Origin of the sequence: Thalassoglobus polymorphus, from assembly GCF_007744255.1 — a bacterium.
Taxonomy (GTDB): Bacteria; Planctomycetota; Planctomycetia; order Planctomycetales; family Planctomycetaceae; genus Thalassoglobus; species Thalassoglobus polymorphus.
Map to the genome: position 1 here is coordinate 3,923,710 of NZ_CP036267.1, position 26,978 is coordinate 3,950,687.

Below are 26,978 nucleotides of genomic sequence, written 5' to 3' on the forward strand. Positions count from 1 at the left end.
ACTACGACACAACAAACCTCCTTGATGGCTTTTTCAAAGCCTGCAAAAGCTGCAGTCAGCAATTGAGAGATCCCAGTTGAGAAGGTTGATTGAAATTTAAAGAACAACAGTTGCCGCACTGCATGGAATAGGTTGGCAACTGAGACACGGATTCGTCATTGAACCTGATCATGTGAATAATTTCGGTGTCACGCATGTTCTGTGCGTGGCGTCTTCATCATGTCCTGAAGGCTCATATTCGTGACGATTCAAATTGATAAATTGCTCGAAACGGTAGTCCGTGAACGAGTCAGCGATCTGCACATCAGTACCGGGCAGCCGCCCGTGGTCCGCCTTTCCGGTCGAATGCAACGACTCGACACGAAGGTGCTGGAGCCTTCAGACACCGTCGCGTTGATGAAAAGTATCACGCCTGAGCGGAACCAGCAGGAACTTCAGGAAGTTGGGGGGACTGACTTCGGGTTTGCGTTTGGAGACAAGGCCCGCTTCCGTGTTGCGGTCTTTAAGCAACGCGGCCATATCGGAATGGTGCTGCGACGAATTCCCAACGAGTTCCTCACATTCGAACAATTGGGGCTTCCGCCGATTGTCGCTGAATTGATCACCCGTCCGCGTGGACTCTTCCTGGTGACAGGCCCAACCGGATCAGGAAAAACAACTTCGCTGGCGAGTATGATCAACTATCTCAACGATCATGAGCAGCACCACATCATCACTCTTGAAGATCCGATCGAGTATTACCACGACCACAAAAAATCGACCGTCAACCAGCGTGAAGTCGGGGTCGATGTCCCGGACTTCCCGGAAGCTCTTCGGCGGGCATTGCGTATGGACCCCGATGTGATTCTGGTGGGGGAAATGCGGGATCTGGAAACGATCTCCGCAGCGATCACCGCGGCGGAAACTGGTCACGTTGTCTTTGGAACACTTCACACAACCGGTGCCCAGGGAACTGTGGACCGAATCATCGACGTTTTCCCCACGACTCAGCAAGAACAGATCCGAACGCAGCTTTCAGCAGCGATTATCGGTGTGTTGAGTCAGGCTTTGTTACCTAAGAAGCCCAAAGGCCTTGTCGCAGCATACGAAATGCTGGTCGTCACGCCTGCGATTTCCAACCTGATTCGTGAAGCCAAAACATTCCGTATTAACTCTTCGATTCAAACCGGACGGAAGTTCGGGATGCAATTGCTGGATGATGCTCTCTACGACTTGTGGAGAAAAGGATTGTGCGAAGAGAAGGATGTGATCGTCCGCTCCAATAACCCCGGTGAACTTCGAGCCCGCATCAACAACATCAAGCAGGGTGCAGAGGATGATGAAGACGAAGATGACGAGGACTGGGACGACGAAGACGATTGGGATGACGACTAGGCATCTATCGAATTGGTGTTCAGGTTCTGCCTCGTGGTGAACATCAATTTCATTTCAGAAACGCGTTCTTCACGGGGACACGTTAGAGCAAACTGCTCTGACGATGAATTCAGATTCGGATACTTCACAACTGATGAGATAAACAAAAAGACCTGACAAGATCGTTCAGAGCAAAATCGTTCATGGACTGTTGAAATCGCTGTGATGCACTCGTTTTCGACTCCTGTTCGGGTTTTGTCAGAGCTAATAAGTGATTCGCTGGGAAAGCTACTCATGGCACAACGGAAATTGGGACAAATTCTGGTCGACCTGGGTTACCTCAATGAGGACCAACTCTGGGATGTGCTTGAGGAGCAGAAGCAGTCCTCCGGTGAGATTATCGGTCAAGTCGCCAAACGGATGGGCTTGGTCACCGAAGAACAGATCACCGAAGCGCTCGCAGAGCAATTCGGAATGCCGGTCATCAATCTGGCTGAGACAACGATCCCACCAAAAGTGTTGGAGCTTGTCCCGGAAACGATGGCCAGTGTCTACAAAATCATGCCCGTCTCGCTGATCGACAACGTGTTGACCGTGGCGATGGCAGACCCTCAGAACCTCGCTGCTCTGGACGACTTGCGAAACTTTCTGGGGTACGATGTTCGCGGGGCAGTCTCTTCTCTTGCTGAAGTCGAAGAGTCGATTGAGCGACACTATGCCGCCAGCGAAGACGACATGGAAAACCTCATGGATCAGTTGGAGGATCTGGAGGTCGGCAACAAAACCTTGCACACAAAGGTCGGAGCCTTCGACATCGGCGGTGAGGACGAAGTCACCAGTTCACACCCGATTCGAAAACTGCTCAACATGGTCATGCTCCTGGCAATCAAAGACCAGGCAAGCGACATTCACTTTGAGCCCTTTGAAGATGAATTCAAAATTCGCGTGCGTGCCGATGGCGTCCTTTACGAAATGGTCCCTCCGCCGCGCCACTTGGCTTCGGCAATCGTCTCTCGCGTCAAGGTCATGGCGAATCTGGACATCGCAGAGCGAAGAATGCCGCAGGATGGTCGTATCGAATTGAACGTCGGTGGAAACCCCGTCGACTTGCGTGTGAGTGTGCTCCCCACCATGTTTGGTGAAGCGGTCGTTATGCGAGTCCTGGACCGAACAGTGGTCCAGCTCGACTTGAACAAAATCGGCATGGACCCGCACACCCTGTCACGCTTCCGTGAGATGATTTTCCGCTCGAACGGGATCGTCCTTGTGACCGGCCCTACCGGATCGGGAAAGACGACCACGCTCTATTCGGCGTTGAATGAACTCAACGATATTGAAACAAAGTTGATCACCACTGAAGACCCGATCGAATACGACATCGACGGGCTGATCCAGGTGCCGATCAATTCCGACATTGATGTCACCTTCGCAGCTGCCCTGCGGGCGATCCTCCGTCACGATCCCGATAAAATTCTCGTGGGAGAAATTCGGGATTACGAAACTGCCGAAATCGCGATTCAGTCAGCACTCACGGGGCACTTGGTCTTCTCCACATTGCACACCAACGACGCACCGTCAGCGGTCACACGCTTGCGAGACATGGGAGTCCCTGCGTTCCTGATCACAGCGACGGTTGAAGCGGTCCTCGGGCAACGATTGGTCCGCCGTATCTGCACCGAATGCCGAACCGAATTTGAACCGAGTGATGACCTGCTGATGGAGTTGCAACTCCCCATCGAGCAGGCCCGAAAATACAACTTCTACTACGGAAAAGGTTGCCAGCGGTGTAACAACTCTGGCTATAAAGGTCGAACCGGCCTTTATGAACTCCTGGAAGTCAATGACGACATCCGGGACATGGTTTCTTCCAACGCTTCTGTGGATGAAATGCGTAACCTCGCACGAACCCATGGAATGACAACATTGCGTGAAGCAGGGTTGAAACTCATTTTCGACGGAGTCACCACTATCGACGAAGTCGTGCGGGAAACGGTCATGGAGGACATTGAGTGATCCCCTGAAATCATCGGGGTCCGTCACGCGGAAATCGAAAGCAAATCAACGTTCTGCTCAGCCGTTCGGCGGATCAAATCAGAACCAGTCCGACAACCTTTGGAGAAGTCGCTGTTCTCAATGTTTGAGAGAGCAACTTCAGGTTTCAGGATCAGTTCACACCAAACCAGTTTATCGACAATCAGACAACAGCTGCACACACTTGTTCGAGTTCAACTGCTGTCTGAAATTTTAATCTACGGTCACCACAGGGTGATCATTTTCTGTCCTGAAGATGGATCAGCGTCATGCCAGTCTTTCAGTATGAAGCCATGGACAATACCGGTCTCGAGGTGAAAGACACCATCGAGGCTCCCTCGGAGCAAGAGGCACAAACCCTCATTCGTGAGAAAGGGTTTTATGTCACGAAAATTGCCGAGAAGACCAAGAAGAAAAAGAAGGACGATGCTGATAAACAGAAGCAGGCTCCGAAAAAGAAGCAGACCTTCACAATCGGTGGAGTGAGTGCGAAAAAACTCACCATGTTCACCCGGCAACTTTCGACGTTGCAGGATGCCGGACTGCCGATTTTGCGAAGCCTGCGAATTCTTGAAGGTCAGGAGAAACCGGGGGCGCTCAAGAACTCCTTAATGGGGGTAATTGAAGACGTCGAGTCTGGAAACACTTTGTCGGAAGCGATGGCCAAACAGCCCAAAGCGTTCGACAACCTGTACGTCAACATGGTGAAAGCGGGAGAGGCAGGGGGAGCACTCGAAGTCATCCTTCAGCGTCTTGCCGAATTCAAAGAACGTGCCGAATCGCTCAAGCGAAAAGTGAAAGGTGCGATGATTTATCCTTGTGCCGTGATCACCGTCGCGACCGGGATTGTCGGTTTCATCATGTACTGGATTATCCCGAAGTTTAAGGAGATCTTCCTCGACTTCGGTGTGGAACTGCCAGCGATCACTGAAGTGCTCATCTCGACGAGTGATATCGTCGTGAGCTACTGGTACCTGATCCCGGTGATTCCATTCACGCTCTTTGTGATGGTGAAGCTCATCAAGAAGAACAAGACGGGGGCGTACATCGTAGACAGGATCATGCTCAAAATACCCATATTGGGGAAGATCATACAGAAGTCGACGATTGCGCGAACGTGTCGAACGTTAGGCACGTTGATCGCGTCCGGGGTTCCGATTTTGGAGGCCCTCTCCATTGCCCGGGATACAGCCGGGAACGAAGTGTTCCGAAAGGCCTTCGATCACATTTACTCTTCCATTCGCGAAGGGGAATCGATGGCGGTTCCACTTCGAGAGACCCGCATCACAGATGACCTTGTGGTGAACATGGTCGATGTCGGTGAGGAAACCGGTGCGCTCGACAACATGCTCTACAAAGTCGCGGACATCTACGACGAAGAAGTCGCTGTGCTCGTAGAAGGTTTGATCAGCTTGCTTGAACCACTCATGGTGGTCGTCCTGGGGTTGATCGTCGGTTTCATCGTGATCGCCCTGTTTATGCCATTGGTGAAACTTCTCAACGAACTCTCCTGATCAGACCAGACGATTCGGGGGCAACAAGGACTTTGCTGATTGCCCCTGAATCCCTGAGCCTCTGCCACTCATTGGCACAGCGAATGCGTTACCTACATTAAGAAGCCACTACCGGCGAAAAGCGGATTAACACAAAACAACCACCACAGCGAAGCAATGCAGACTCGTAGCGTTTCGCAACACCCGGTCAGCCGGTTTCAATGGAGTCGAGCCATGCAAAGACAAACTAAAAAATATCGCAACTGTCAGTCAACGACTCGACCGACAGCACCTCAACGAACACGGCGAGCCTTCTCGCTCGTGGAAATCATGATTGTGCTCGTCATCATCGGGATTTTGCTCGGACTGCTTTTCCCCGCGATCAGCAAGGCAATTACGACAGCGAGAAATGCCACCGTGACGACAGAGATCGGCAATCTCTCCAAAGCGATCGGCGAGTTCAAACTGAAATATGGCGTTGAGCCACCGAGTCGAATTTATCTGCATGAAGACTCCAGCAACTGGTCGAATACAGACTTGCGAACCCGAGAGAGTAAAGCATTCATCCGTCAGGTCTGGCCTAACTTTGACTTCACTTACGCCAATGCACCGACAGCTGGCGAACTCGATATCAACGGGAATGGGGTGACAGACTCTGACCCGATCGACTTACGCGGAGCAGAGTGCTTAGTCTTCTTTCTGGGAGGAGTCTGTGCCACTGAAGACTCTGATGGGAATTCGATACGCAATGCACTGGGTGGTTCCCCAATGTCTGGAACCCCAGCCAAATGGTTTCCGCTCGGTTTTTCGACCGATCCGGAAATGCCGTTTGCTCGCGGGTCCGGAACTCGCGTTGGTCCGTTCTTCGAATTTGATGCCTCTCGACTGGTCGATGTTTCTGACTCACCACCTTCAGGCGTTTTGCGAAACATGCCTGAGTATGTGGATACCTTGCCTGGGCAGACCGCTCCATATTTGTATGCCAGCTCGTATGAGGGGCGGGGATACAACGTGAACGGTAGCTTTGCTCACACAGACTTAGATCTGGCATCGTCTTCCATCACCGAACCGACTTGGGTTTATATCCAAAGTGATCCGTCAACAGAGGGGACAGCTGGGGCTGTTCCTTATAATAAAAACAGTTTCCAGATCATCTCTCCGGGGGCTGATACCCAGTACGGGACAGGCGGAAGCTATGACAAAGATGAGGGGTTCACCGGCTTCGCTGATGGTGTTCAGAAGGACAATATCACGAACTTCTCCGGTGGAGTTTTAGACGCCAGCTAAGCCAGGCGAGCAAGCCTTTCCCTGTCACGGACTTGATGAAGAATCGATATGTTCAATCGTCAACAACAATTTCGCACAACTCGTAACAGTGCCGGTTCATCGCGCAGTGTCGATTCATTGCGTGGTTACACACTGATGGAGGTTCTGGTGGTCATGATGATCATCGGAATCCTGCTCGCCCTTATCGTTCCTGCTCTGGGTCGATTACTCGGAGCCTCCAAAGGGGTGGCAACCCGGACCACGATCAACCAGATCGATTCCATTATCCAGGCCCGTTACGACGCCGTGCTCGAAGCGGACGTCAGTGTTGAAGCGAAAAAACTGGCAGCCTTAAATTCCGGAGTGGATGAAAAAGAAGCAGAGTTTCTCATCCGCAAACTGATGTACCGCCAGGCACTCCCGCAGCGTCCGGAAGATTTAGGAGGGTTTGATGTTGACCTGTCGACGACTGGCGATAACCCCCCTCTTGCTAGCGCGTGGACATCGAAGGGAGGAGCTGCGGCATCGGATGACAGTAGCGTCACAGGCTCGGAGTTATTCCTATTCGCCTTAACGCAGGGAAGCAGTGTCCAAGTGATTCCCGGTGGGAAGTCATATCCTATGCCTGTTCTGGAGATGGATAACATCAATCAGGCACACGTGCAGGACAGCGACGGCAACGGACTTGACGAACTGATCGACGACTGGGGTCAGCCACTTCGGTTCTACAACTTTCCAACACACCTGTTCCGTGATGATGGAGACACAGGAAACGCTCCCACACGAAAGAATGCCAGCATTCTCATCGCGGGACTTCCTAACGATACAAACTTAAACGGCCCGCTGGACCGTGACCCACTTGACCCAAGCGGTCTGCTGGCAAGCCAGTTTTCCTCTGCTGACAGCAACTTCGAATACACACCGGGCGGATCAGTCGTCAACCGTGTTGCCATGAGCACATTCAACTACCACATTCCCAGCACTTATTACGTTCCACTTCTCGTTTCCGCTGGTCCCGATGGCGTTCTCGGATTAGGAGAACCAACATCAACAGTCACATCACCCGGCCCACCACAAACAGCTGATCGACTGGCAAAAGTTGAGTCAACATCCGGGGCGACCGATATTCGCGATAACATCACAAACAGAAATACTCAGCAATAATACTTCAGCAGCAACCATTTAGGTCTTAGTGAACAGAATGAAAAATTCGCTGCGACAATTTGAATCGATCTCATCCGAAGCGAACTCTCGTCGTGGATTTACACTTGTCGAGTTGCTCGTGGCGATCGGGATTCTGGTCATCTTGACGACCCTCACAGTGAGTGCATTCACACTCAATGATGGGGACCGCGTGAGTAACAGCATCAGTACGTTCAAAAACGCTCTGGAAGGAGCCCGCTCACGAGCGGTCGCTGAAGGTCAGGTCCGTGGTCTGCGTCTGATTCTTGATGAGAACGATCCCCGCATCGTGAAGAGCATGATTTATGTCGGTGCGAGTGATTACCACACACGCGGCACAGTCCAGGCGGTCTGGAATACTGGCGGTTTCTGGGAGATTGAATTCGACTCAGCTGGCCTCGGTAATCTTCAAAACATCGGCGCATTTGACGACACCGTCGGCGGATATCGCATCGAAGTTCCAGCAGGCTCGGGGAATTGGTTCACTCTGCAAAACAGTCTGGGAGTGCCCCATCGCTGGCGAATCATCGAACATTTCGAGCCGAGTTCATGGAACACCACACTTGCAGGATGGTCACCAGCACCAACTCTTACAGGGAACCCCGCTCGTACAGAAGAATTGCCATATCGCCTCGAACTTAAGCCGACCATTCTGGAAGGTGAAGACCCGATTCTGCTCGATCCACTCACCTGCATCGACCTGGATGGATCACGAGTTCCGGAAAGCTGGCGTACCCGTGAAGACACGAACAGAGACGGAACACTCGACACGATGGGTTCCGAGTCCGACCTCAACGGCAACGGCCTTTTTGATTTTGCAGCCGGGTATGCTCAGGGTTCGAACCGCATGGATATCCTGTTCAGTCCCGATGGGACATTAGCAGGCAACCTGAAATCAGAAGGGGTGATCAATTTTCGAATCGCCTACGTCAGCGATGTCATTCTGGCTCTTCCACTTCGCCAACGAGCCCTGACTTACGACTACTCTGGAATCGCCACCTACCCCGATTTCATTCTGCCTGCTGATCCGGAAAAGGATCACAAAGCACTCACGATCTTTACTCAAACGGGTAGCATTATCATCACTGATATCGACCCCACAATTTCCGGGTCATTAACAAACGGATTTAATAACGATATCGCAACACAGCCTTACTACTACGCACGTCTTGGACGGGAGTCGAACTGATGAAGAACACTCCCACCAAAATCAATACCAAAACGCTCCGCACAGGGGCGACACTGACCGAGGTTCTGGTCTCGCTGTTGATTTTCAGCGTCGGAATCGTCTCTGTCTTCACGTTGTTCCCGGTCTCACTTCTCAGTTCGATCCAAGCGACCAAGCTGACAAATTCAAAAATCCTGGCAGACAACGTCGTCGACATTGTCCGGACAGCACCTCACATTCTCAGACCACCCGGAGGAGCAGCCACTGATACCTGGACAGGGGAATGGGAATCAAACAAGGCCTATGCAGTGAACGATCTGGTTTGGCCACGAATTCAATCTGGCCAACTTTTTCCGCAACCGAATCTCGCTTATCGCTGTACTGCTGCCGGAACTTCCGGTGCGGCAGAACCGAAGTGGTTAACGACTGGTGCTAATGTGAATGATGGTGGAGTCACTTGGCAACGTGTTGCTTTGAGCAATTATGTCATTGACCCGCTCGGTCGATTCCGAGACGGAACAACGCCCGGCCTTCGAAGAGATACATTCGGGTACGATTCCGGATTTCTTGTTGGGGGATTGGCGCGAACGGATGGTGGAGGATTCACAGATTATGTTTCTGCTCGCCCGTTTTTTACCCAGCCCGACAGCTGGACAATTGCACTGAATGAGATTCCCTCTGCGATCACTGCCACCTCTGTCACCTTTCCTGCTTCCGTCCCGCTTGAGAGCGTGAACGCGACAGATCAACGGCTGGTCGTTGTCTCAGCAGATGGAACTCAGTCGGCATCACGTTCAATCAACAACATCTCAGGTCAAACGATCTACATTCCGACGGGACAGGACCTTCCATCAAACCTGAACTCTCTAGCAGAGGTCAGCACGGTACGTGTCGAAGTGTTTGCACCGCGATACAGCTATATCCTGACTGTTCGTCGACCTGACGAATATGTGCAGCCAAAAGTCTCTGCCGTCATTCTCTTCAACCGCTCATTCAGCTTTGAAGATGAAGAGGTGTTCAAGGCGAATTTCGGAAATTCAGGTTACAACGATGAATCTGAAGTCGATGCGACAGCCATTCCCTTAGCCATGTCTATGACAGACAATCAGGTGCTCATCTCATGGGCTGGAAAAAAGCAACCGCTACTACGCGAAGGCAATTACCTTTTCGATGCTCGTGAAGTCATCTGGTATCGAATGTCGGTCATCACACTGGACGCGAACAACGAACGTGCACTCATCACGCTGGATCGCGCTGTCGAACAAATCACAGTCAATACCGGAAACTCCAGCGACGTTGGCCGAGCGATTTTCCTGCCTGGGATTGTTGAGATCTTTGAACTGTAGAACATTATGAATCAATACCATCACACAACTCGACCAGATTCGAACAAGCAGCGATCGGGGTTCACCCTGACCGAGATGCTTGTTGCGACGGCGCTTGTTGTTTTGATCATGCTGATGTTCGCGCAGATTTACGGTTCAGCTGTCGGTTCAATCACTGAACAACGGGGGCTGGCGAACAACGATCAGAAAGCCCGGTCGGTGGTCACCACTTTACGGAAAGATCTGCAAGCGCTCACCTATCGTCAGCCATCATTTCCTTACGGGGACTTGCAAGGCATTGTTCCGATCGAAAACGGGGATCAACCGATTATTGACTCGGTCAATCAGCGGGGATATTTCTTCATCGCTGAAAACAACAATACGAACGACACCGATGACATCCTGCAATTCACGATCCAGCTCAAACGTGGGCAGCGTGGTGATCAGGATGACCGTGGACGCTCCAATCGATTTATTGGCAAAGCGGCCAACCTGGGGATTACAAGCGAAGCTGAAAAAGATGATGGCATTTTCGACAACGATCTAGGAGCCTCCTCAGCTGCTGAGGTCTGCTACTTCCTTCGCGGTGGAAACTTGTATCGCCGACTTTTGTTACTCAGAGACCCGATCCATTCAGCGATTCGTGAAGATGGCCAACCGACCAACGGAATCGGTCGCACCCGACGATTCCGGACTGCCGGCAATCCAGACTATACCGCAGCAAATTTCTATACCGATTTCGATTACTCAGCGACCCGGCGTGATGGCGTTTTGTGGTTCCATTCGGTGGACTCACTTGCGAATGATCGTGGAGTTTCCAACTGGCCGATTGCCTTACCGAAAAATCGATTTGGTTTCCGGGCGAACGGAACCTCTTTTGAAAACGACAGCAACGGAGTTTACTTCGGTCGCTTCACGCATGCGGAAACGTCTGACCCAAGCTTTGGGTATCCAGGCATTCAACCGACCACAGCTAACGATCCTTATGAGCGTGGGGACTTGACCGACTCGGACGGCGATTACGTCATCGATCAACTCTCTGGTGGCTCACGTTTCGGAGAGGACATCATCCTCACACATGTGGAAGCCTTTAACGTGGAAGTCTATGACTACGACACGGATGCTTTCCTCGATCTTCCGTCGAACGATACTTACGACACATTCCATCCCAACGCCAGCGGTACCGTTCCCACTGAATATTTTATTGACACGTCTAGCTTGGGGACCTGGACCGCCACGAGCAGTTCGCCTCCCTCAGTTCTCGGAGTACCGGTGCTGTCTGACCATGCTCCGGTTCGCCGAAGTATGATCTATCGGCGGACCTCAACTGGTGGAACAACGGGCGATATCAAACCAGAGTTCCCGCCGATTCCCGGAACGATTATTCAAGACGGAACCGTCACTTGGGAATGTATTGACAATCGAAAACCTCTTAAAGCGATACGAATCACACTACGCTTTCGCGATACACGCAGCGGGCTTGTCCGTCAGCTTTCTGTTATTCACTCATTTGTGGAATAGCAGAGCGACTCGAGTCCATTTTGAACCGTTCGGTTCCTTTCAGAATCTCTCGGCGTCAAGAACCTTACCGGCAACCCATGAAACGAAGGATTTCCTCAGTGTTGAAAAGATCAATGTTGAAGAGATCAATTTCAGGGGCCCGGATCAGTTCTGAAACTTACGAGAGGGAGAAGAACATGTTGCTCCATAATCATATTTCAAAACAGAATCGAGCTGATCACTCTGCGAAGGCAGCAGTGCTCCCGGCTTCCCGTCGACATGGGGGCGCGGTGATCATCATGGTCGTCTCGCTGATGACCACGCTCGTGGTGATCGGTCTGTTCTTCTATAGCTGGACCCAACAGGAACTGGTCTCTTCCCGAACCTTCGCCACGAAGAAGCCATTAGAATTCGACCCGGACCCGGTCTTCGATTTCGGACTCCAACAAGTCCTCGTGAGTACCCCCTCGACCTACACTAACAGTGCACTGTATGGGAGTCGCTGGTCGCTGGCAGCACATATCATGGGGCCGCTCACCCCAGATGGAGCTCCGCTCAAAGCACATCCGTATTCCGGAACCGGAATCACGGTCACCTCAACAGGAACGAATTCGTTCGACGTTGATTACAACGGCGATGGAAACCCGACTCATGATCAATCGGATTTTATCGTGAATTTCAGCCCCCTGTCGAATGGGGGAACAGACCTGTTAGGAACGGTCACTGACTTCGACTTCAACCCAGCTGCGGGTTATACCTACCCCGACATCAACAGCTTGTTTCTCTCACTGGACTATGTCGATTCCATCACCGGGGAACGCGTCGTTAAACCGTCGTTTGCTTTACCGGGATATTTTGTTGAATCAGGATTCACTTTTGCAAACTGGTACACTGCAGGTTCGGCGAACCGTGTGATGCGTCCGCACCGCAACCTGACCGATCGCTATGTCACAGGGCCTAACGGAGAGAACGCACAGAGTGGGGACCAGGACCGCTTGATTGAACCTTTCCCGTTTCCTAATCCAAGATTGGGTGTTTGGGATGGCGTGGCTTCAAGTTATGAACTGGATGTCGATCTGGATGGCGATGGTCTGAAGGAATCGATTCTTGTCGATCTGGACCACCCGATGGTTGAACTTCCGAATGGTCGTCAGGTCGTGCCGGTCTATTCGTTCAAAATCACTGATCTCGACGGCTTACTGAATGCCAATGTTCATGGAAACATGTCGGACTTTGTTCGCAGATCACGCGTGTCAGCCGGTGAGGCAGGCATTTATGAGCATATCGGCAACAAATCGACCTGGGTTCACACTTCGAATCTGGGGCTGACCCCCTCGGAAGTGAATCCTTTAATCGCCATGTATGCCGACCCGGGGAGTGCCGACTTTATCGAACAGGATAACACACTCAAAAGCTACATCACATTCCCGCATCGTGGTATGGCGGCTCGTCGATTTGATGGAACGACTGCTGTCACCCCGCCTGTTGATAGGATTGGCGTAGGCTCATTTAACCACCTCATCACAGCCAATCTGGAATGGGCAATGATTTCCCTCGGTCGTCCGGACTTTAACCCCAGCACCCTGGAATATATGGCGCCCAGTGGACCTGATCGCCTGAACGGAGTTGTCCCCGGCCGATACGGGTTGGATGGTGGCCAACTTTTGACTGGCTTGAATAACGAAGGACCAACACCGCCAATGGGGCGTTTTAACGCTCCCGGAAGTGAACGTGCTGATGATGACCAGGACAGAAATGGTGGAACAACTCCCGGTGGGGGAGTCCGCTACACGGATCCTTCGATTGGTGTCGATATTCCTCCGTTTGTGCATCCACTCGACTTCGGCGGGACTGGAAATCACATTCCAGATCTGGGAACCCCGAGCAACGTTGCCTCGATTGTGTATCGAACAACGGGCGTCGGCACAATTGGTGAGAGAATTCTCGAAGCAGGCGGGCTGACCAACAATCCCATGCGCTGGCCAAGTTATCCCGCTCAGGGAGCATGGCAAGACCAGGGAAGTGGGAACGCCAACTATCCAACTTATCGCGATGCGATTTCAGTAGGAGCTTTGCAGAAATTGAGCACAGATATGCTCGTTGATGAAGAGGATGAGCGGGTTGTGGATTCTGCTTTCCCGGATGTCCATGACGCACGTTTTGCACCGTCAGAAATCGCAGCGATGCACCTTTCGGAGTCTGACTGGTCGGGAACGAAATCGACTTCACGCTTGCGAGCGTTGGCTCCGTTCAACTTTGAATTCAATCGACAGGCCAGCAAGATCCGTTCTCAGTTCACAACTGAGAGTTGGGACCGCCTGCAGTTTGCCTTTTCGCCTTTCCCTTCCACAACCGAGCGTGCCTGGGAGTTTAATGACAACCTGGATGGCGACGACCGATTTCCTCCACAATTTGGAACGATTCAACCCTCTCGTCACGAGAATGGAGCGATTTCAGTACGTGACCCGTTTCGGCCTGAGATCCGGCGTTTGCTGACAATTCGAAATACCGGCTGGGGGAACCAGAATAGTGCGCTCCCGCAACGCAAACTGCATCTGAACCGGATTCTTTCCGACGATGTGATCTTCGACGCATCTGCGAACGATGCCTTTGATGACAATTCAAACCCTCAGTATCGTAACCTCGTCCCACACGCCATTGACTTTTATGACAGTACTGGGACACCGCTCGGAACGGAAACATATCTCAACACGGCTATCCCTCACGACAATGTTACAAGCGGGGCAGGTCTTCCACCCTTTGCAGATATTTCGACAGATCCATTTGTCCAGGAGTGGTGGGCACGTTATGACCGTCAGCGATTGGCCCGTGATATCTACGTGTTGCTTTATACACTCGCTGGGAATGACGGCACTGGCACCAACATCGACCCTGACTTTACCACAAGCCCGGTAAATGTTGCGATTGATCCTGATGTTGCCAGAGAGATGGCCCAGTTTGCAGTCAACTATGTCGATGCACTGGACCGCGACGATGTGATCACAGAGTTCGTTTACGATCCTGATCTGTCGGATGGTTGGGACAATGCCCCCACTGAGGCTGTCTATGGAATTGAATCACAAAAGTTGTCATTCAGCGAAGTCATGCTGATCGAAACTGACGTCATTGCCACCGACTCTGGTCGCACACTGCATGACGATACCGGGGTTGGTGGAAATGGTCACCGATTCCTGTACATGGAGCTTCGAAACCTCAGCCCGTTTGACATCAACCTCAACGATGAGTCCTGGCGAATTGCACGAGTCTCAACTGTTGGGGGAAATGAAGTGGTCGACATGGCTGTGGAGTTTAAGGAAGATGCCGGCGGGACCGCTCGCGTCATTCCAGCTGGCGAAAACTTCTTGCTCGCCTGTCATGATGGAACTGTCGTGAACGGCTCTGGAGACTCGATTGGAAGTGAGTTCTATGTCAATATCGATGACGATCAGAGTTCGAGCCCATTGCAACTGATCTATCCCAAATCGAACACGACAGTACAGATCCCGAATAATAATCAAACGCCCGATCCTGTCGTCGACCTCGATTTAACTCCACGAACCGGATTTCCTCACGAAGACTTCCGCACCTTCGGCGGAAAAGATGCTGCAAGCACTTACACTGGTTCGACGCTGGTCGAGCAAACAGCCAATGGAGACTCTGGCCCGGCGTTCACGCTTCTTCTTCAACGTCGCAAAAACTTGCGTGGCCAGGGAGCAGGAGAAAGTGACTGGATCGAAGTGGACCGAATTGCTGTGGTCCCTAATGATTTCCGTCAATCCGGCAACCGTTTCCTTACGACACACACTGCTCCGATCTCTCCAAATCAATCCCAGCTGCAAGCTGAGTTGAGAGCGCTGCATAGCCAGGAACGATTGCACCCATACACCCACGACCGTGATAACCATCCATTTTTTGATGACTCAGGATCTGACGCAAATAACTCAGAACGGAATCACACCCTGCGAACAGCGACGCATCCAGATAAGAATCGTGCCAATCAGCGATGGATTGAAGATTTTGGAAATGTGGAGTTCTGGTTCTGGCAACCTCATTTCGATCGCGACTTCTCTTCTGTGATCGAGCTACTTTCAATTCCGCGTTACGGAAATCGCAACGCAGGGTCAACCAGTGCAGCAGCAGACTTCTCGCGGTTGATCAACGGAGGTGTCATTGGAAACCTGACCGAAAATACGAATCACGATACACTCGAAGCGTCGCGTGTTGCTCAGGTACGGTTCCTTGCTGCCGATCAGCGTTGGAGTCGTCTGTTAAATTTCATCGAGACACCTCCACGAACTCAAGATGTCATCAAAAATGATCTCTACTGGCAACGCCGCACACCTGGTCGTGTCAACCTGAATATGATTCGTCATGAGCATGTTCTGGCTGGTTTGATTGACGATACAGTCCATCACGATCCACTTGCGAATCGCCCGACACAAGACTTTATCGAGCCACTTCGCGACTGGATGGATGAGTTTCAGGACTCAAGGGATATCCGGCGTGCAGGTGGAATACCGACTGGAACATCGCTGCCTGGCTCACACCAGGCGAGACCATTTCGACCATTAGGTTACGTGCACCCCGGAAGTCCTAACCAGAGTCGTCAACACACGATCCTGCGAAGGAATGTCAACAACAACCCGCCTGACCTGAACTCACTCGGTATTTTTGAAGCTCGTCCGACCACCGATGTGGGAACCAATACGATTGACTACCACACCCGACAGCGGATTCTTGCCAAGGTCGCGAATAACAGTACGACCCGTTCGCATGTTTTCGCGATGTGGGTCGGTATCGACTTGCACGAAGCCCACATTAACGGTGGAAACGTCAAACTTGGCGATGTCGCGGGCGATCTGCCACGTTATCGGATGTTTTGTGTGGTCGATATGTCTCGGCTTGAGGAGGCGTATGACCCGAATCGAGGGACGTTCGATTTCCGGAAGTTCATTATTCACCGTCAACTGTTGCCGTAACAGTGTATGAAATGCCTTTTCATGAGTCCCCAGACGTGGGAACGGCGACTGATGGTAACATAGGAACAGGCTTTGAAAATTCCAAAAAAATTGAAAAGCCTGTTGAGAAACGTACTTTGTACACGTTTCTAGTAACTAGGCCAGAAAGTGATGGACGTTGTGAGTTCCGACGACATTCAGACTTACGCCCAGCAATATGGTGACGAATGACGTACTTTCTGTTGACTGGCCTGAAAGTTGCATGGCTAAAGAATATCTTTTGTTGTGCGTAAGCGTTAATTTCCTCAGAAGGTGATGAACACAACGAGTTCTTGTTGTTTTTTCACTTTCGATCGAGAGTTGTAGATGTCATAATGCAAGGCCTAACAAGCAGAAGCGGCGAAACGTTGTTTCATTTCGCATGAGTGCCATCCCAACAGAGACTCAAGCTGGTTTGAAATGCAGCATGAGCCAAAACAGTTTGAGTCAGGTTTTGCCTCTCTCAAAATATTTTCAAGTAACTTGGTAAACTAACTTCAATTATTCATCTCGTCGTATTCGTTGTTCCTTCTCACCCTCGCCAGCGACCACGACATTTCCTCTCGACGCTGCATTCCTCTAACGGATGTGTCGAGCCTGAACATCTGGAGATTTAAAATGAGAATTCGTTTCACCCCTGTCCAAGGGAAGTCCCGAGATTCGCGACGACGCAGCGGATTTACGCTGATCGAATTGCTCGTCGTAATCTCGATCATTGCCACCTTGGCCGCCCTGATTCTTCCAGGTGTCCAACAAGCCCGTGCCACTGCCCGTCGTACGCAGTGTCTCAACAACATGCGAAACGTCGGTATTGCAATGCAAAGCTACGCCACCGACAACCGTGGAAAACTTCCTCCACTCGCAGGTGGATTAGCAATTCAAGAAGACGCTGTAGCTGATGGGGATTGGGGACCAGCTTCCTGGGCCGTCCATCTCCTTCCGAACCTCGAACAACGTGCTCTTTACGACCGACTGCTGGACCGCTCACTTCGTCCTTCCGGAAACGGACGACACACATTGATGTCAACAAATATCGATGTCTACGTTTGTCCAGACGACCCGAACGATGGGGCCAATGGCGCCATGTCATACGTGGTCAATGCTGGATACGCGACCTCTTCGGACTGGGCTGCCAACAGCATCGGTCATCAGGTTCACAGTCTCGTTTGGCCTGCAATTGGCGGAGCAGCGGATTCTCCACAGAATGTGAATGTGACAGCTGCAACTGGTGCTTTCTTCTATACACGGTTCGACTTTAATGGTTCTCCATTCGGGGCTGCTCCAGCTGGGTTTGAAAACACGATTGACAAAATTTCTGCCGGGGATGGTTTGAGCCAAACGATTTTCTTGAGCGAAAACCTTGACACTCCTGACTACGACCCAACTGTGACCAATACATTCGGAGCTTACACGTTTGGACTTGGAAACGGTGGGTTTGCGGGATACCGACTCGGTGCTGCCGGATTTGCAGTTCGCATGGCAGAAGCGAGTGGACAGCCTGATTCGTTTACAACACCTGGCGGTTTTGGAGACTCATCTTCTCCACCAGCACCGGCGACTGCATTGATCGCAAATTCAGGAACTCCACTCCTTGAATCAAGCAAAATTAACTATCAAGTCGGCTTGGGCACACCGGGTGCAAGCCCACGTCCAAGTTCGCTTCACCCAGGTGTTGTGAATGTGATCTTCGGAGACGGAAGTGGACGAAACCTTTCACAGAACATTGATGGCACAGTCTACATTCGTTTGGTCTCCTCCAACGGAAACCGATACGGTCAGGCAATTCTGAGCAACAACGATTACTAAGAATTTTCAATCCATGTGGTGCTCGCCACAAGACAGGATGTGAAGAGCCTCTTTCGAATTGATGGACGCACTTGCATCTCGTGGAATGAGCGAGTCATCACATGAAAAGCACTCTCTACGGAGACTGGAATCACGAAAGTGCTCTCAGGTCAGCGTAGAGCAAACACAGGACGGCTCACAAAACCCCGGAAACCTCCGGTCGTCCAACTTGCACGACGTTTTTGATTTGAGCCCTTGTGAGTGCGAATAAGGTTGAATAAAGCTTAAAACCCTAAGCAGCGGCTCGTTTGAGTCGCTGCTTTTTTTCTGTCTGAAGGTTGTGCTGTAGAATTTCTGTGCAGGCAAACGTAAGATGCGCCAAGACTTTGCGCCGCTTGGTTGCCGACCGATGCCATGGACAGGACGTTGAACTCATCTTCATGAGGTCAAATGGCCCCCCGTGCACATTGGCCTTCACGATCGCGTTCAACAGACTTGTCGGGCAACCTTCACCAAGCCTTCAGAAATAGATAACCCACCAACATGCTGCTTCTCATAATCCGGGCAATTTATATTTTGATTTGTGTTGGGGCATTGGCCACCTTCGCCTTCACACAAAACTCTGGCGCCCCACCATTCGTTGAAGCCCATCCGGTTGCGTCATTCTCCGTGATGCTGCTGATCATGCTATCAATCTTATTGATTGACGTCCTGATTCCCCGCAAACGCGTCGAGGTGATTTCGGCGATCTACTTTGGATTGTTGATTGGTGTGCTGCTGACATACTTGTTGAACCTTGCGCTGGCTCCTCTGTTCGCCATGCTTGAGTCCATGAATGCCGAAGGTGCTGCATTCCGGGGAGCTGTCACACTGATGGCGATCTTGATGATGCCGTATGTCTGCATCACTTTTTTGCTGCAAACCAAGGATCAATTTCGCTTTGTGATTCCGTACGTGGAGTTCTCTCGCGAACTCAAAGGGGGATCGCCGATGGTCCTCGATTCCAGTGCGCTGATTGATGGCCGAATCGCCGATCTGATCGACACCAATATCGTTGAAACTCAATTCATTGTGCCGAGCTTCATCTTGCAGGAAGTTCAGGACATTGCTGACAGCCAAGATAAAATCCGTAAGAGCCGTGGGCGTCGTGGACTGGATGTTTTGAAACGACTTCAGCAAGATCCGAAAGTTGAAATCAAAGTTCACGAAACGATTGAAGATCGTGAGAAAACAGTTGACCAGAAGCTGGTTGATCTGTGCATCGAGATTAACGGTCGACTTGTGACGAATGATGTGAACCTGAATAAGCTGGCCGGTGTTCAGGGTGTTGATGTTGTGAACTTGAATGATGTCGCCAATGCATTGAAACCCCGTTTCATTCCTGGTGAGCAACTCCGAATTCGCATCATCAAAGATGGTGAAGGGCAAGGGCAGGGCATTGGATATCTGGACGATGGCACGATGGTTGTCGTCGAAAACGGAACTCGCGAGATGGGCAAAGAAGTCGACACCGTTGTCACCAGTGTTCTCCAAAACAGTGCGGGACGAATGATTTTTTCCAAACTTGCCGATGGTCATGTCTAACAAAATTGAAGTCGATCTCGAACGACTTCAGCAAGCATTTGAGTCTGTCCGCGATCGATTACTTCGTGAGCAAAACTCTGAGGGACACTGGACGGGACAACTTTCCACATCACCGCTTTCGACTGCAACCGCTGTGATGGCGTTGCATCAAGTGGTGAAAGGGAACCCGGAACGGAGTGCGGAACTCTCTCCATTGATCGAAAACGGGCTCGCCTGGCTTGGCGAGCATCAGAATGGCGATGGAGGTTGGGGGGATACCCTCAAGAGTTTTAGCAACATTTCGACGACCATGCTTTCGCATGCAGTTTTTCATGCGACAGAACAATCCGCAAAGTACGCTGAAGTTGTCGAACGAGCGGATCGTTACATCACAGAGATGGGCGGGGTAGCTGCCGTTGTCAAACGATACGGAAAAGACAAAACATTTTCCGTTCCAATTCTCACCCATTGTGCGCTCGCAGGCTTAGTCGACTGGAAAGAAGTTTCGGCACTTCCGTTTGAACTTGCCTGCTTACCACACCAATTCTATGCGACAATTCGCCTTCCAGTCGTCAGCTACGCACTACCGGCTCTGATTGCGATTGGACAAGTGCGTCATCATTTCCGAAAGCCCTGGAATCCGCTTCACAGCTGGCTTCGAAATTTCAGCATTCCGCAAAGTCTGAGAATCCTCAAGCGAACCCAACCAACAACGGGCGGCTATCTGGAGGCTGCTCCGTTGACGAGTTTTGTCACGATGAGTCTGGCTGCCAAAGGGCTTTCTACCCACCCGGTCGTTGAAGATGGTGTCAGGTTTCTCAAAGACTCGGTTCTGGAAGATGGCAGCTGGCCCATTGATACAAATCTGGCGACCTGGGTCACAACACTTTCAGTCAACGCATTGGGCGAGGAACTGCCTGAAGAAAATCGAGAGAAAATCCTGCAATGGTTGCTCGAACAGCAGTACAAGGAGGTCCATCCTTTCACTCAAGCGGCTCCTGGAGGTTGGGCGTGGACGAACTTGAGCGGAGGCGTCCCCGATGCGGATGATACTCCGGGTGCGATGCTTGCGGTCTTGGCACTCTCAAAAGAAGAGGCATCGCCCGAAATTCAATCAGCTTTGCAGAATGCTGCGAGATGGCTCCTCGATTTACAAAATCGCGACGGCGGTTGGCCGACCTTCTGCCGAGGTTGGGGAGCGCTCCCATTTGACAGAAGTTCAGCGGATATCACGGCACACTGCATTCGTGCCCTTGAGAGAGTGAAAACTCTCACACCGTTCACGTCGGAGATTGAATCGGGAATACGAGCAGGATTCCGGTTCCTCGATAAGCAGCAGCGGGCAGACGGATCGTGGTTGCCATTGTGGTTCGGAAATCAACATGCTCCGGAGGATATCAACCCGGTGTATGGGTCAGCAAAAGTCATCGCTGCGTATCGAGATACTGGGCGAATCGAGGCTCTTCAGGCTCAGGATGGTTTACGCTGGCTTCGAGAAGCACAAAATGAAGATGGTGGCTGGGGCGGCGTTCAGGGGGCTCCCTCGTCGGTTGAGGAGACCTCTCTGGCGGTGGAAGCTCTGCTGTCATCGGATGTTGCGACGACAGAAGTTGCTCGGGGAGTCGGCTGGTTGATTGACCGCGTGGAGTCCAAAACCATCGATGAAACGACTCCGATCGGTTTCTATTTTGCCAAATTATGGTACTTTGAACGGCTGTATCCCATCATTTTTTCGGCAAGTGCCTTACGAAAAGCAAAAGAGACTTGTCAGGGGCACTCGAGTAATGAAAACTGAGTAATAAAATATAGACTGCGCGGTCAGATCCCGTATTAACAGTCGTCGTCTGGCGGCGTGCAAATAATAAAGGAGCAGACGTTGGACATCGCGACTAACTCGTCGTCCGCGCCCTCTTCGGATGTGGCTGTGTCAGAGTCCGCCCCTACAGGTGAGGCCATTACGACTAAAACTGCAAAGCAACACGACGACGCTCCGACACCACGGAAGCGCAACAAACGTAAGAGTTCTGCTCACTTGAAAGCAGTTCCTGAAACGTTGGCGCTCCGCGATTTGATCAAGGCTGATGCCGAGGCGTTCGCTAAAACGCTCGACAAAGCGAATGCATTTACGCGTAGCGACCTTGAGCAATGGGGCAGAGAATTCCTGAAGAAGATCGACCAGCCCGAGAAATATCTCGGCTTTGCTATGGTCATGATCGGGAACTATTTCTGGAAGCGACAGTTTCTGGCGACACCTTTCGAGCGACGAATGCTGCTGTTGCCGCATTGCTTGAAGCACGCAGAAGGGTGCCCTGCGGACTACGATGAGTTCGGACTTGATTGTGAAAAATGTGGAGCCTGCTCCATTGCGGACTACAAAGTCCGAGCTGATCAATTGGGGTATAAAGTCCTCGTGGCTGAAGGGTCACCGATTGTCCTGAAGATTATTGTCGAAGGCTACGTCGACGGAATCCTTGGCGTCGCCTGTTTGAACGTCCTGGAAAAAGCGATTGATAAAGTCCTGATCGCTGGCGTCCCATCGTTCGCGGTTCCGCTTCATTCGAGCGACTGCAAAAATACATCCCTCGACGAATCCTGGGTCTGGGAAGTTCTCGATAAGTACGAGCCATTAGAAGAACAGGAAACTCGCAGCTACGTTCCGCTCATGCGGAGTTCCGTCGACATCTTCACAAAACAGTTTGATGAACTTCTCCCTCGTGTTCGCAGCAACACACCCGAGAAGGCCAAGTCACCACTTGGGATGACAGAAGACATCGCCTACGACTGGCTTTCAAATGGTGGAAAGAGATTCCGTCCATTCATCACGTTGGCTGCCTACGACGCCGCCACGGGTGGAGAGATTGTGAACGGGCGACATGACCGAGACAATCCTGTTCAATTCTCACCTGCGATTTCTAAAGTGGCAATGGCGATTGAAGCCTTCCACAAAGCCTCCTTAATTCATGATGACATCCAGGACAACGACTTGTATCGCTACGGTCGGGAAACACTGCATCGGACACAGGGAATCGGCCCAGCTATCAACATCGGTGACTATCTGATCGGTCTGGGGTATCGGCTTGTTAATGAGTCTCGTGAAGAACTTGGCAGCGACGTCGCTTGCGACATTCTCGACAGTATGGCAGCAGCTCACATCAAGCTTTGTGATGGTCAAGGGGCTGAGATGGCCTGGCAGGACTCTCCTGACTGGGACATCACGCCGCTTGACGCTCTGCAAATTTACGCGTTAAAAACATCTCCAGCTTTTGAAGCGGCTCTGTTTTCTGGCTTGCGAATGGCAGGAGAGGTCGATCCTTACCGCGAGATAATCCCACAATTCAGTCGTCAGCTCGGAGTCGGCTTTCAGATCCTCAACGACCTGAAAGACTGGCAGGGAGATGACCACAACAAACTGGTTGCTGGTCAGGATGCCCTCGCACTGCGTCCGACCATTCTACTGGCCCTGGCACTCCAGCTTGCTACGCCAGAGCAGCGTATCGAGATTCGCGAAATCTACGAATCCTCGGGCAACGATCTCATGAGGATCGGTAAGCTTCGAAAAATCTTCGTTTCTTGTGGCGCATTCGAAAAAGCCGAGGGCTTGATCGAAAAGTCACGCGAACGCTCGGAAGCACTCGCAGACTCTGTTGAATCGGACGAGATTCGTCAGTTGTTGTACTTCTTTGTTGATTCAATTCTGGCTGAAGAAGGTGAGCCGACACCACTGGAACAACAGCAAGCTGCCGACTCAATGTTAGTCTCCCTTCCGATTGTCTCTTAGAGCAGTTTGGACGACCGTCTGCCCATTAACAGGGTAAGCACGCCCGTGGTGTGGTGAACATGCCAATCGGTTTCGTTGATGGAATCGTTGCGGCAATTCTTTTTTGAGTTTGATTTTTAAACCGCAAAGTTCCGAACGGCAAACCTTTCCTCTACGCAAGCAGTGCGTCAGCAGTCTTCGTTTTCTTTCATGATTGCTTCAAAGGCAATCATGAAGATTTCAAACTCGTGTTGGCAGCAGATGCAATGCTCCAAGTGAACTTTCACTGCTTGAAGTTGCTCGCACGGCGTCAGCCCTTGAAGATGCTCTTCGGCGTATTGAGCGACATATTTCAGGCACTCGTCGCAATCAATCGTTTCGTCATCGCAGGTTTTGGAAACCAGATCCAGCAACTTTTCAAGTTTCTCGTTTGTTAAGTTCATCGTTACGCTCCTCCCGCCAGGATTCCCTGGATATCTTCACGAGAAACTCCCGAAGACTCGAAGGCTCGTTTCAACTTGGTTCGTGCATCGTGCATTGTTTTATAGACAGCATTTCGATTCGTCCCCAGACGATCTGCGATCGTTTCGACGGGCATGCCTCCCAGCAATGCCCGGATCACCGTCTGTTGGTGTTGAGTTAAGTCGGACTCAATGAGTCGACGCAAGTTTGCGTAAAGAATTTCTTTATCCAATGTCGCCGAAACTGTCACGGTGTCGGAATCTTCAAGCTCAACCACTTGTCCATCATCATGGTTGATGACTTGTTCCAATGAGACATCTTTGAAGTGCCGACGACGCATTTCGCTGACTGCAGTGCGAATGGCGATCGCCATGGCCCAGGTCGTGAATTGGCTGCGTCCCTCAAACGTCTCCAGACTATCTAGAATCCGCAGCAGCGCATCCTGAGTGATATCCTCAACGAAAGCGTTGTCCACGCCTTTGCTGGAGAGCGCTTTCTGTAAACCACGAATCAAGATCGCACGAAGCTGAGTGATCGCTTCGTCTCGATTCGCGCTTTCAGAATTGAGTCGTTCTACCCAATCGGTTTGAGAAACCATACTTACTAGTGCTTAGAAATATTTAGGTCTGCTCAAGAGCATTTTCAATGCTTTTCGTACCCGTGAAGTTCACTTTCATGACTTCAAAAGCTGTTCCCCACGAGGCAGAACACAAAAAACAACATTGGACATACTCTGGTCGTTTATTGTTGCTGGATGAGACACAGCAAGTCAAATCACTTTGCGGATTCCTGGAAATTCACAGGTTGTATCGATGCACTGAATCACTCAGTGGCTGCGTCTGGATGCTCGACGATCACTGTTGTACGAATGCCGCCACGTGGAGTGAACGCTGCTTCGATTTTCATCCAGCGTGGCTGGGTGGCTGCGACCAGAGCGTCCAGAATCAAGTTGGTCACCTGCTCGTAGAATGCACCGTGATTGCGATACTCCTGCAGGTAGAGTTTCAGCGACTTCAGCTCGACGCACTTCTGGTCGGGGATGTAGGAGATCGTCAACGTCCCGAAATCTGGCTGCCCGGTGACGGGGCACATCGACGTAAACTCTGGACAAACGGTATCGATTGTGTAAGTACGTTTCGGAAATGGATTTTCGAACGTTTCAAGAATATTTTGCGATGGGACTGTCATCATGTTTCCTGTGCAGAATTATTCAGCGAGAGCTTTTCGCGTCCTGTTGGACTTAAACCGAGAGGCGTCTTGACTGCATCCACAGGAGGGCATCCTGCTCAGCAGATCTCGCTGGCTCTCAATTCAGTTGAAGTGAACTAGTCGAACAATTCAAAATGAGTTTTCCACTGCTGCCTTGCAGCAAGCAGGTGATGTCGTATCAAGCAAGTTTTACGAGCGAGAGAAGCATTGAAAATGTTCTGTCGATGCGTGTTTCAATCGTAGCGGAATCAAGGAACGAACACGCGTCGGCGCGGTTCTTGAAGGAGGATAGAAGATGGCACGGGTGCGTCAAACGTGAGGGCTCGATTTCCCGGTCTTGATCATTCCTGTTCTTCGCGTAGCAGCAAGAGGGCACGAATACGTTCCGGGGCATTTTCCTGCTCTTTCGCAGAGGCGCCCGGTGCATCGCTGCTTCTCGATTGAGCAGAGGCCTTGCTCATCGGCTTCGTGGCCGCAGGTTCAGTCCCCTCCAAGACATTACGTCTGGGAGAAGGAGCATTTTTCAGATCTGCTGACTGCTCTCTCCGCATGCCTCCAGTAGCACGAATCGGAAGTGACGGAGGTGGTGGGGTCGGTTTCGGTCCAGAAAGAGAGTTCTCCTCCAAGAACGGCTCTGCGGAGTCAGGTGCCGGCTTAGCTGAATCGGAGTACATCGATGCTTTTGAAGTTTCGCGAACGGAACTCATATCGAATCGAAACTGCTGCTCGGTACTGATTGTTTTGACTCTGGATGTGCTCTCGTTTTCTTGAGAGGATTTCAGCTTCGATCGATCTAGCGTTCTCAGCTGATGACCGTCCGCCGGGGATGTTTTCACACCACGGGCTGCCATCGGTTGAGCGAAGTCCCTGCGAGTTAAAGAGTACTGCTGCTTTCGGGATTTCGCTTCTCCTGATTGTCCTAAGCCCGCTGCCTGTTCGGCCTCCTCCGAAACGAAGACCACAGCTTCGATGGCACTGACCTGGCTGAGAATTTCCTCGAAAACTGGCTCATCCAGATCTAAATAAATCGCAACGAGTTTTTGGTCCGAATCGAGTTTGGATTCGAAATCCTGTCCCACAGAGACCGCTTGAACGGAATGATTTTTCAGGAGCACCTGAAGTTGCCCCAAAGTTTTCTGAGCATCGATCACAGTAAAGTCGACAAGAATCGGGGAATCGCCATTCATAGCCACAACCGAAACTTCATCTCCCGACTTGGGAGTGTCACTCAGTGAGCTGAGACGATTTGCAATTGTTTCCTTATCGAGAGTGACAACTCGAGGGACAGCGGCGATCGTAAGATCATCAGCAGGAATAGTCTCCGAATTGAGTTCCATTGACGCCAAGGGGAAAGGTGGACTTTCCTTCAGAGCGATAGACGATTCGGAAGTCAATGCGCCAGCGTCCTTTAATGCCGACTCAGCTTCGCCGGCTGGGGCGTTGGTGAAAGCTACTGAATCAGCTTCCAGCCGATCACCGATTTCCGAATTCGCGGCCATTTCAAGCGGCATCTTTGCTTCACGTAACCGCAATGAGAACAGGCCCACAGCCACGAGCAACGAAGCAGCAATCAACCCATTCTTCCAGAGACGAGATGATCGAGACTTTTCCTCCGGCATGGAAGATGGAGACTTGGGTTGAACCGGACGACGTTGATTGACTTCAGACAGGACGGATTGAACAAAATCATCAGGAGCAGGGATGCGAGGGAGAGCTTGAATTGACTGGCTGAGGTCGGTCAGCTGATGGAGTTCAGACTGAAGTTCTGGCTGTTCCGCGAGAAGGCGCTCCACGAGCGCGGTCTCTTCAGGATTCGTTTCTCCATCGAGATAAGCAGATAACAGATCTTCTGAAAATGGTAACGCCATCGGGAAAACTCAGTTTAGC

17 protein-coding genes are annotated in these 26,978 nt (G+C 51.3%); 13 read left to right on the forward strand and 4 right to left on the reverse strand.

Going from position 1 to position 26,978, the window contains the following annotated elements; genetic code table 11:
• Nucleotides 1-240: 240 nt before the first annotated feature.
• The 13 genes from Mal48_RS14085 (at nt 241) to Mal48_RS14145 (ending at nt 23,441) form a co-directional block, all read left to right on the forward strand.
• A complete protein-coding gene (locus tag Mal48_RS14085) occupies nt 241-1,374 on the forward strand; it encodes a type IV pilus twitching motility protein PilT (protein WP_145200632.1) in 1,134 nt (377 codons plus the stop codon).
• A gap of 273 nt (nt 1,375-1,647) precedes the next feature.
• Nucleotides 1,648-3,366 (forward strand): GspE/PulE family protein, encoded by a 1,719-nt coding sequence (locus Mal48_RS14090; RefSeq protein ID WP_145200635.1) that lies wholly within the window; start codon nt 1,648-1,650, stop codon nt 3,364-3,366.
• A 287-nt stretch (nt 3,367-3,653) separates the two neighbouring features.
• Complete coding sequence (locus tag Mal48_RS14095) at nt 3,654-4,898, forward strand: type II secretion system F family protein (RefSeq protein ID WP_145200638.1); 1,245 nt, start codon at nt 3,654-3,656, stop codon at nt 4,896-4,898.
• Between the two features lie 213 nt (nt 4,899-5,111).
• Complete coding sequence (locus Mal48_RS14100; protein ID WP_197441706.1) at nt 5,112-6,164, forward strand: type II secretion system protein; 1,053 nt, start codon at nt 5,112-5,114, stop codon at nt 6,162-6,164.
• Between the two features lie 48 nt (nt 6,165-6,212).
• On the forward strand, nt 6,213-7,307 hold the full coding sequence (locus tag Mal48_RS14105) for a type II secretion system protein (RefSeq protein WP_145200644.1): 1,095 nt from the start codon (nt 6,213-6,215) through the stop codon (nt 7,305-7,307).
• 37 nt (nt 7,308-7,344) lie between these two features.
• A complete protein-coding gene (locus Mal48_RS14110; protein ID WP_145200647.1) occupies nt 7,345-8,514 on the forward strand; it encodes a pilus assembly FimT family protein in 1,170 nt (389 codons plus the stop codon).
• Nucleotides 8,514-9,839 (forward strand): type IV pilus modification PilV family protein, encoded by a 1,326-nt coding sequence (locus tag Mal48_RS14115; RefSeq protein ID WP_145200650.1) that lies wholly within the window; start codon nt 8,514-8,516, stop codon nt 9,837-9,839. Before Mal48_RS14110 ends, Mal48_RS14115 begins: the two co-directional genes overlap by 1 nt.
• 6 nt (nt 9,840-9,845) lie before the next feature.
• Complete coding sequence (locus Mal48_RS14120) at nt 9,846-11,339, forward strand: PulJ/GspJ family protein (RefSeq protein ID WP_145200653.1); 1,494 nt, start codon at nt 9,846-9,848, stop codon at nt 11,337-11,339.
• Nucleotides 11,340-11,515: 176 nt separating this feature from the next.
• Nucleotides 11,516-16,297: a hypothetical protein gene (locus Mal48_RS14125; protein ID WP_145200658.1), complete on the forward strand. Its 4,782-nt coding sequence runs from the start codon at nt 11,516-11,518 to the stop codon at nt 16,295-16,297.
• 636 nt (nt 16,298-16,933) lie between these two features.
• Nucleotides 16,934-18,121 (forward strand): DUF1559 family PulG-like putative transporter, encoded by a 1,188-nt coding sequence (locus Mal48_RS14130; RefSeq protein ID WP_145200661.1) that lies wholly within the window; start codon nt 16,934-16,936, stop codon nt 18,119-18,121.
• A gap of 522 nt (nt 18,122-18,643) precedes the next feature.
• Nucleotides 18,644-19,684, forward strand: coding sequence for a PIN/TRAM domain-containing protein (locus Mal48_RS14135; RefSeq protein WP_145200664.1), 1,041 nt, complete (start codon nt 18,644-18,646; stop codon nt 19,682-19,684).
• Nucleotides 19,677-21,458, forward strand: coding sequence for a prenyltransferase/squalene oxidase repeat-containing protein (locus Mal48_RS14140; RefSeq protein ID WP_145200667.1), 1,782 nt, complete (start codon nt 19,677-19,679; stop codon nt 21,456-21,458). The genes Mal48_RS14135 and Mal48_RS14140 overlap by 8 nt, the downstream gene beginning before the upstream one ends.
• An 81-nt stretch (nt 21,459-21,539) precedes the next feature.
• Nucleotides 21,540-23,441 (forward strand): polyprenyl synthetase family protein, encoded by a 1,902-nt coding sequence (locus Mal48_RS14145; RefSeq protein ID WP_231739576.1) that lies wholly within the window; start codon nt 21,540-21,542, stop codon nt 23,439-23,441.
• A 167-nt stretch (nt 23,442-23,608) separates the two neighbouring features.
• On the opposite strand, the gene Mal48_RS14150 is transcribed toward Mal48_RS14145, so the two are convergent.
• From Mal48_RS14150 to Mal48_RS14165, 4 genes are all read right to left on the reverse strand, one after another.
• Entirely contained in the window at nt 23,609-23,863 is a 255-nt protein-coding gene (locus Mal48_RS14150) for a hypothetical protein (RefSeq protein WP_145200670.1), read from the reverse strand.
• Nucleotides 23,864-23,865: 2 nt separating this feature from the next.
• Nucleotides 23,866-24,480, reverse strand: a complete 615-nt coding sequence (locus tag Mal48_RS14155) for an RNA polymerase sigma factor (protein ID WP_145200673.1) — start codon at nt 24,478-24,480, stop codon at nt 23,866-23,868.
• Nucleotides 24,481-24,704: 224 nt separating this feature from the next.
• Nucleotides 24,705-25,070 (reverse strand): preQ(1) synthase, encoded by a 366-nt coding sequence (gene queF / locus Mal48_RS14160; RefSeq protein ID WP_145206210.1) that lies wholly within the window; start codon nt 25,068-25,070, stop codon nt 24,705-24,707.
• Between the two features lie 362 nt (nt 25,071-25,432).
• Nucleotides 25,433-26,959 carry an anti-sigma factor family protein gene (locus Mal48_RS14165; protein ID WP_145200676.1) on the reverse strand — a complete coding sequence of 509 codons (1,527 nt, stop codon included), beginning with the start codon at nt 26,957-26,959 and terminating at the stop codon, nt 25,433-25,435.
• Nucleotides 26,960-26,978 lie beyond the last annotated feature (19 nt).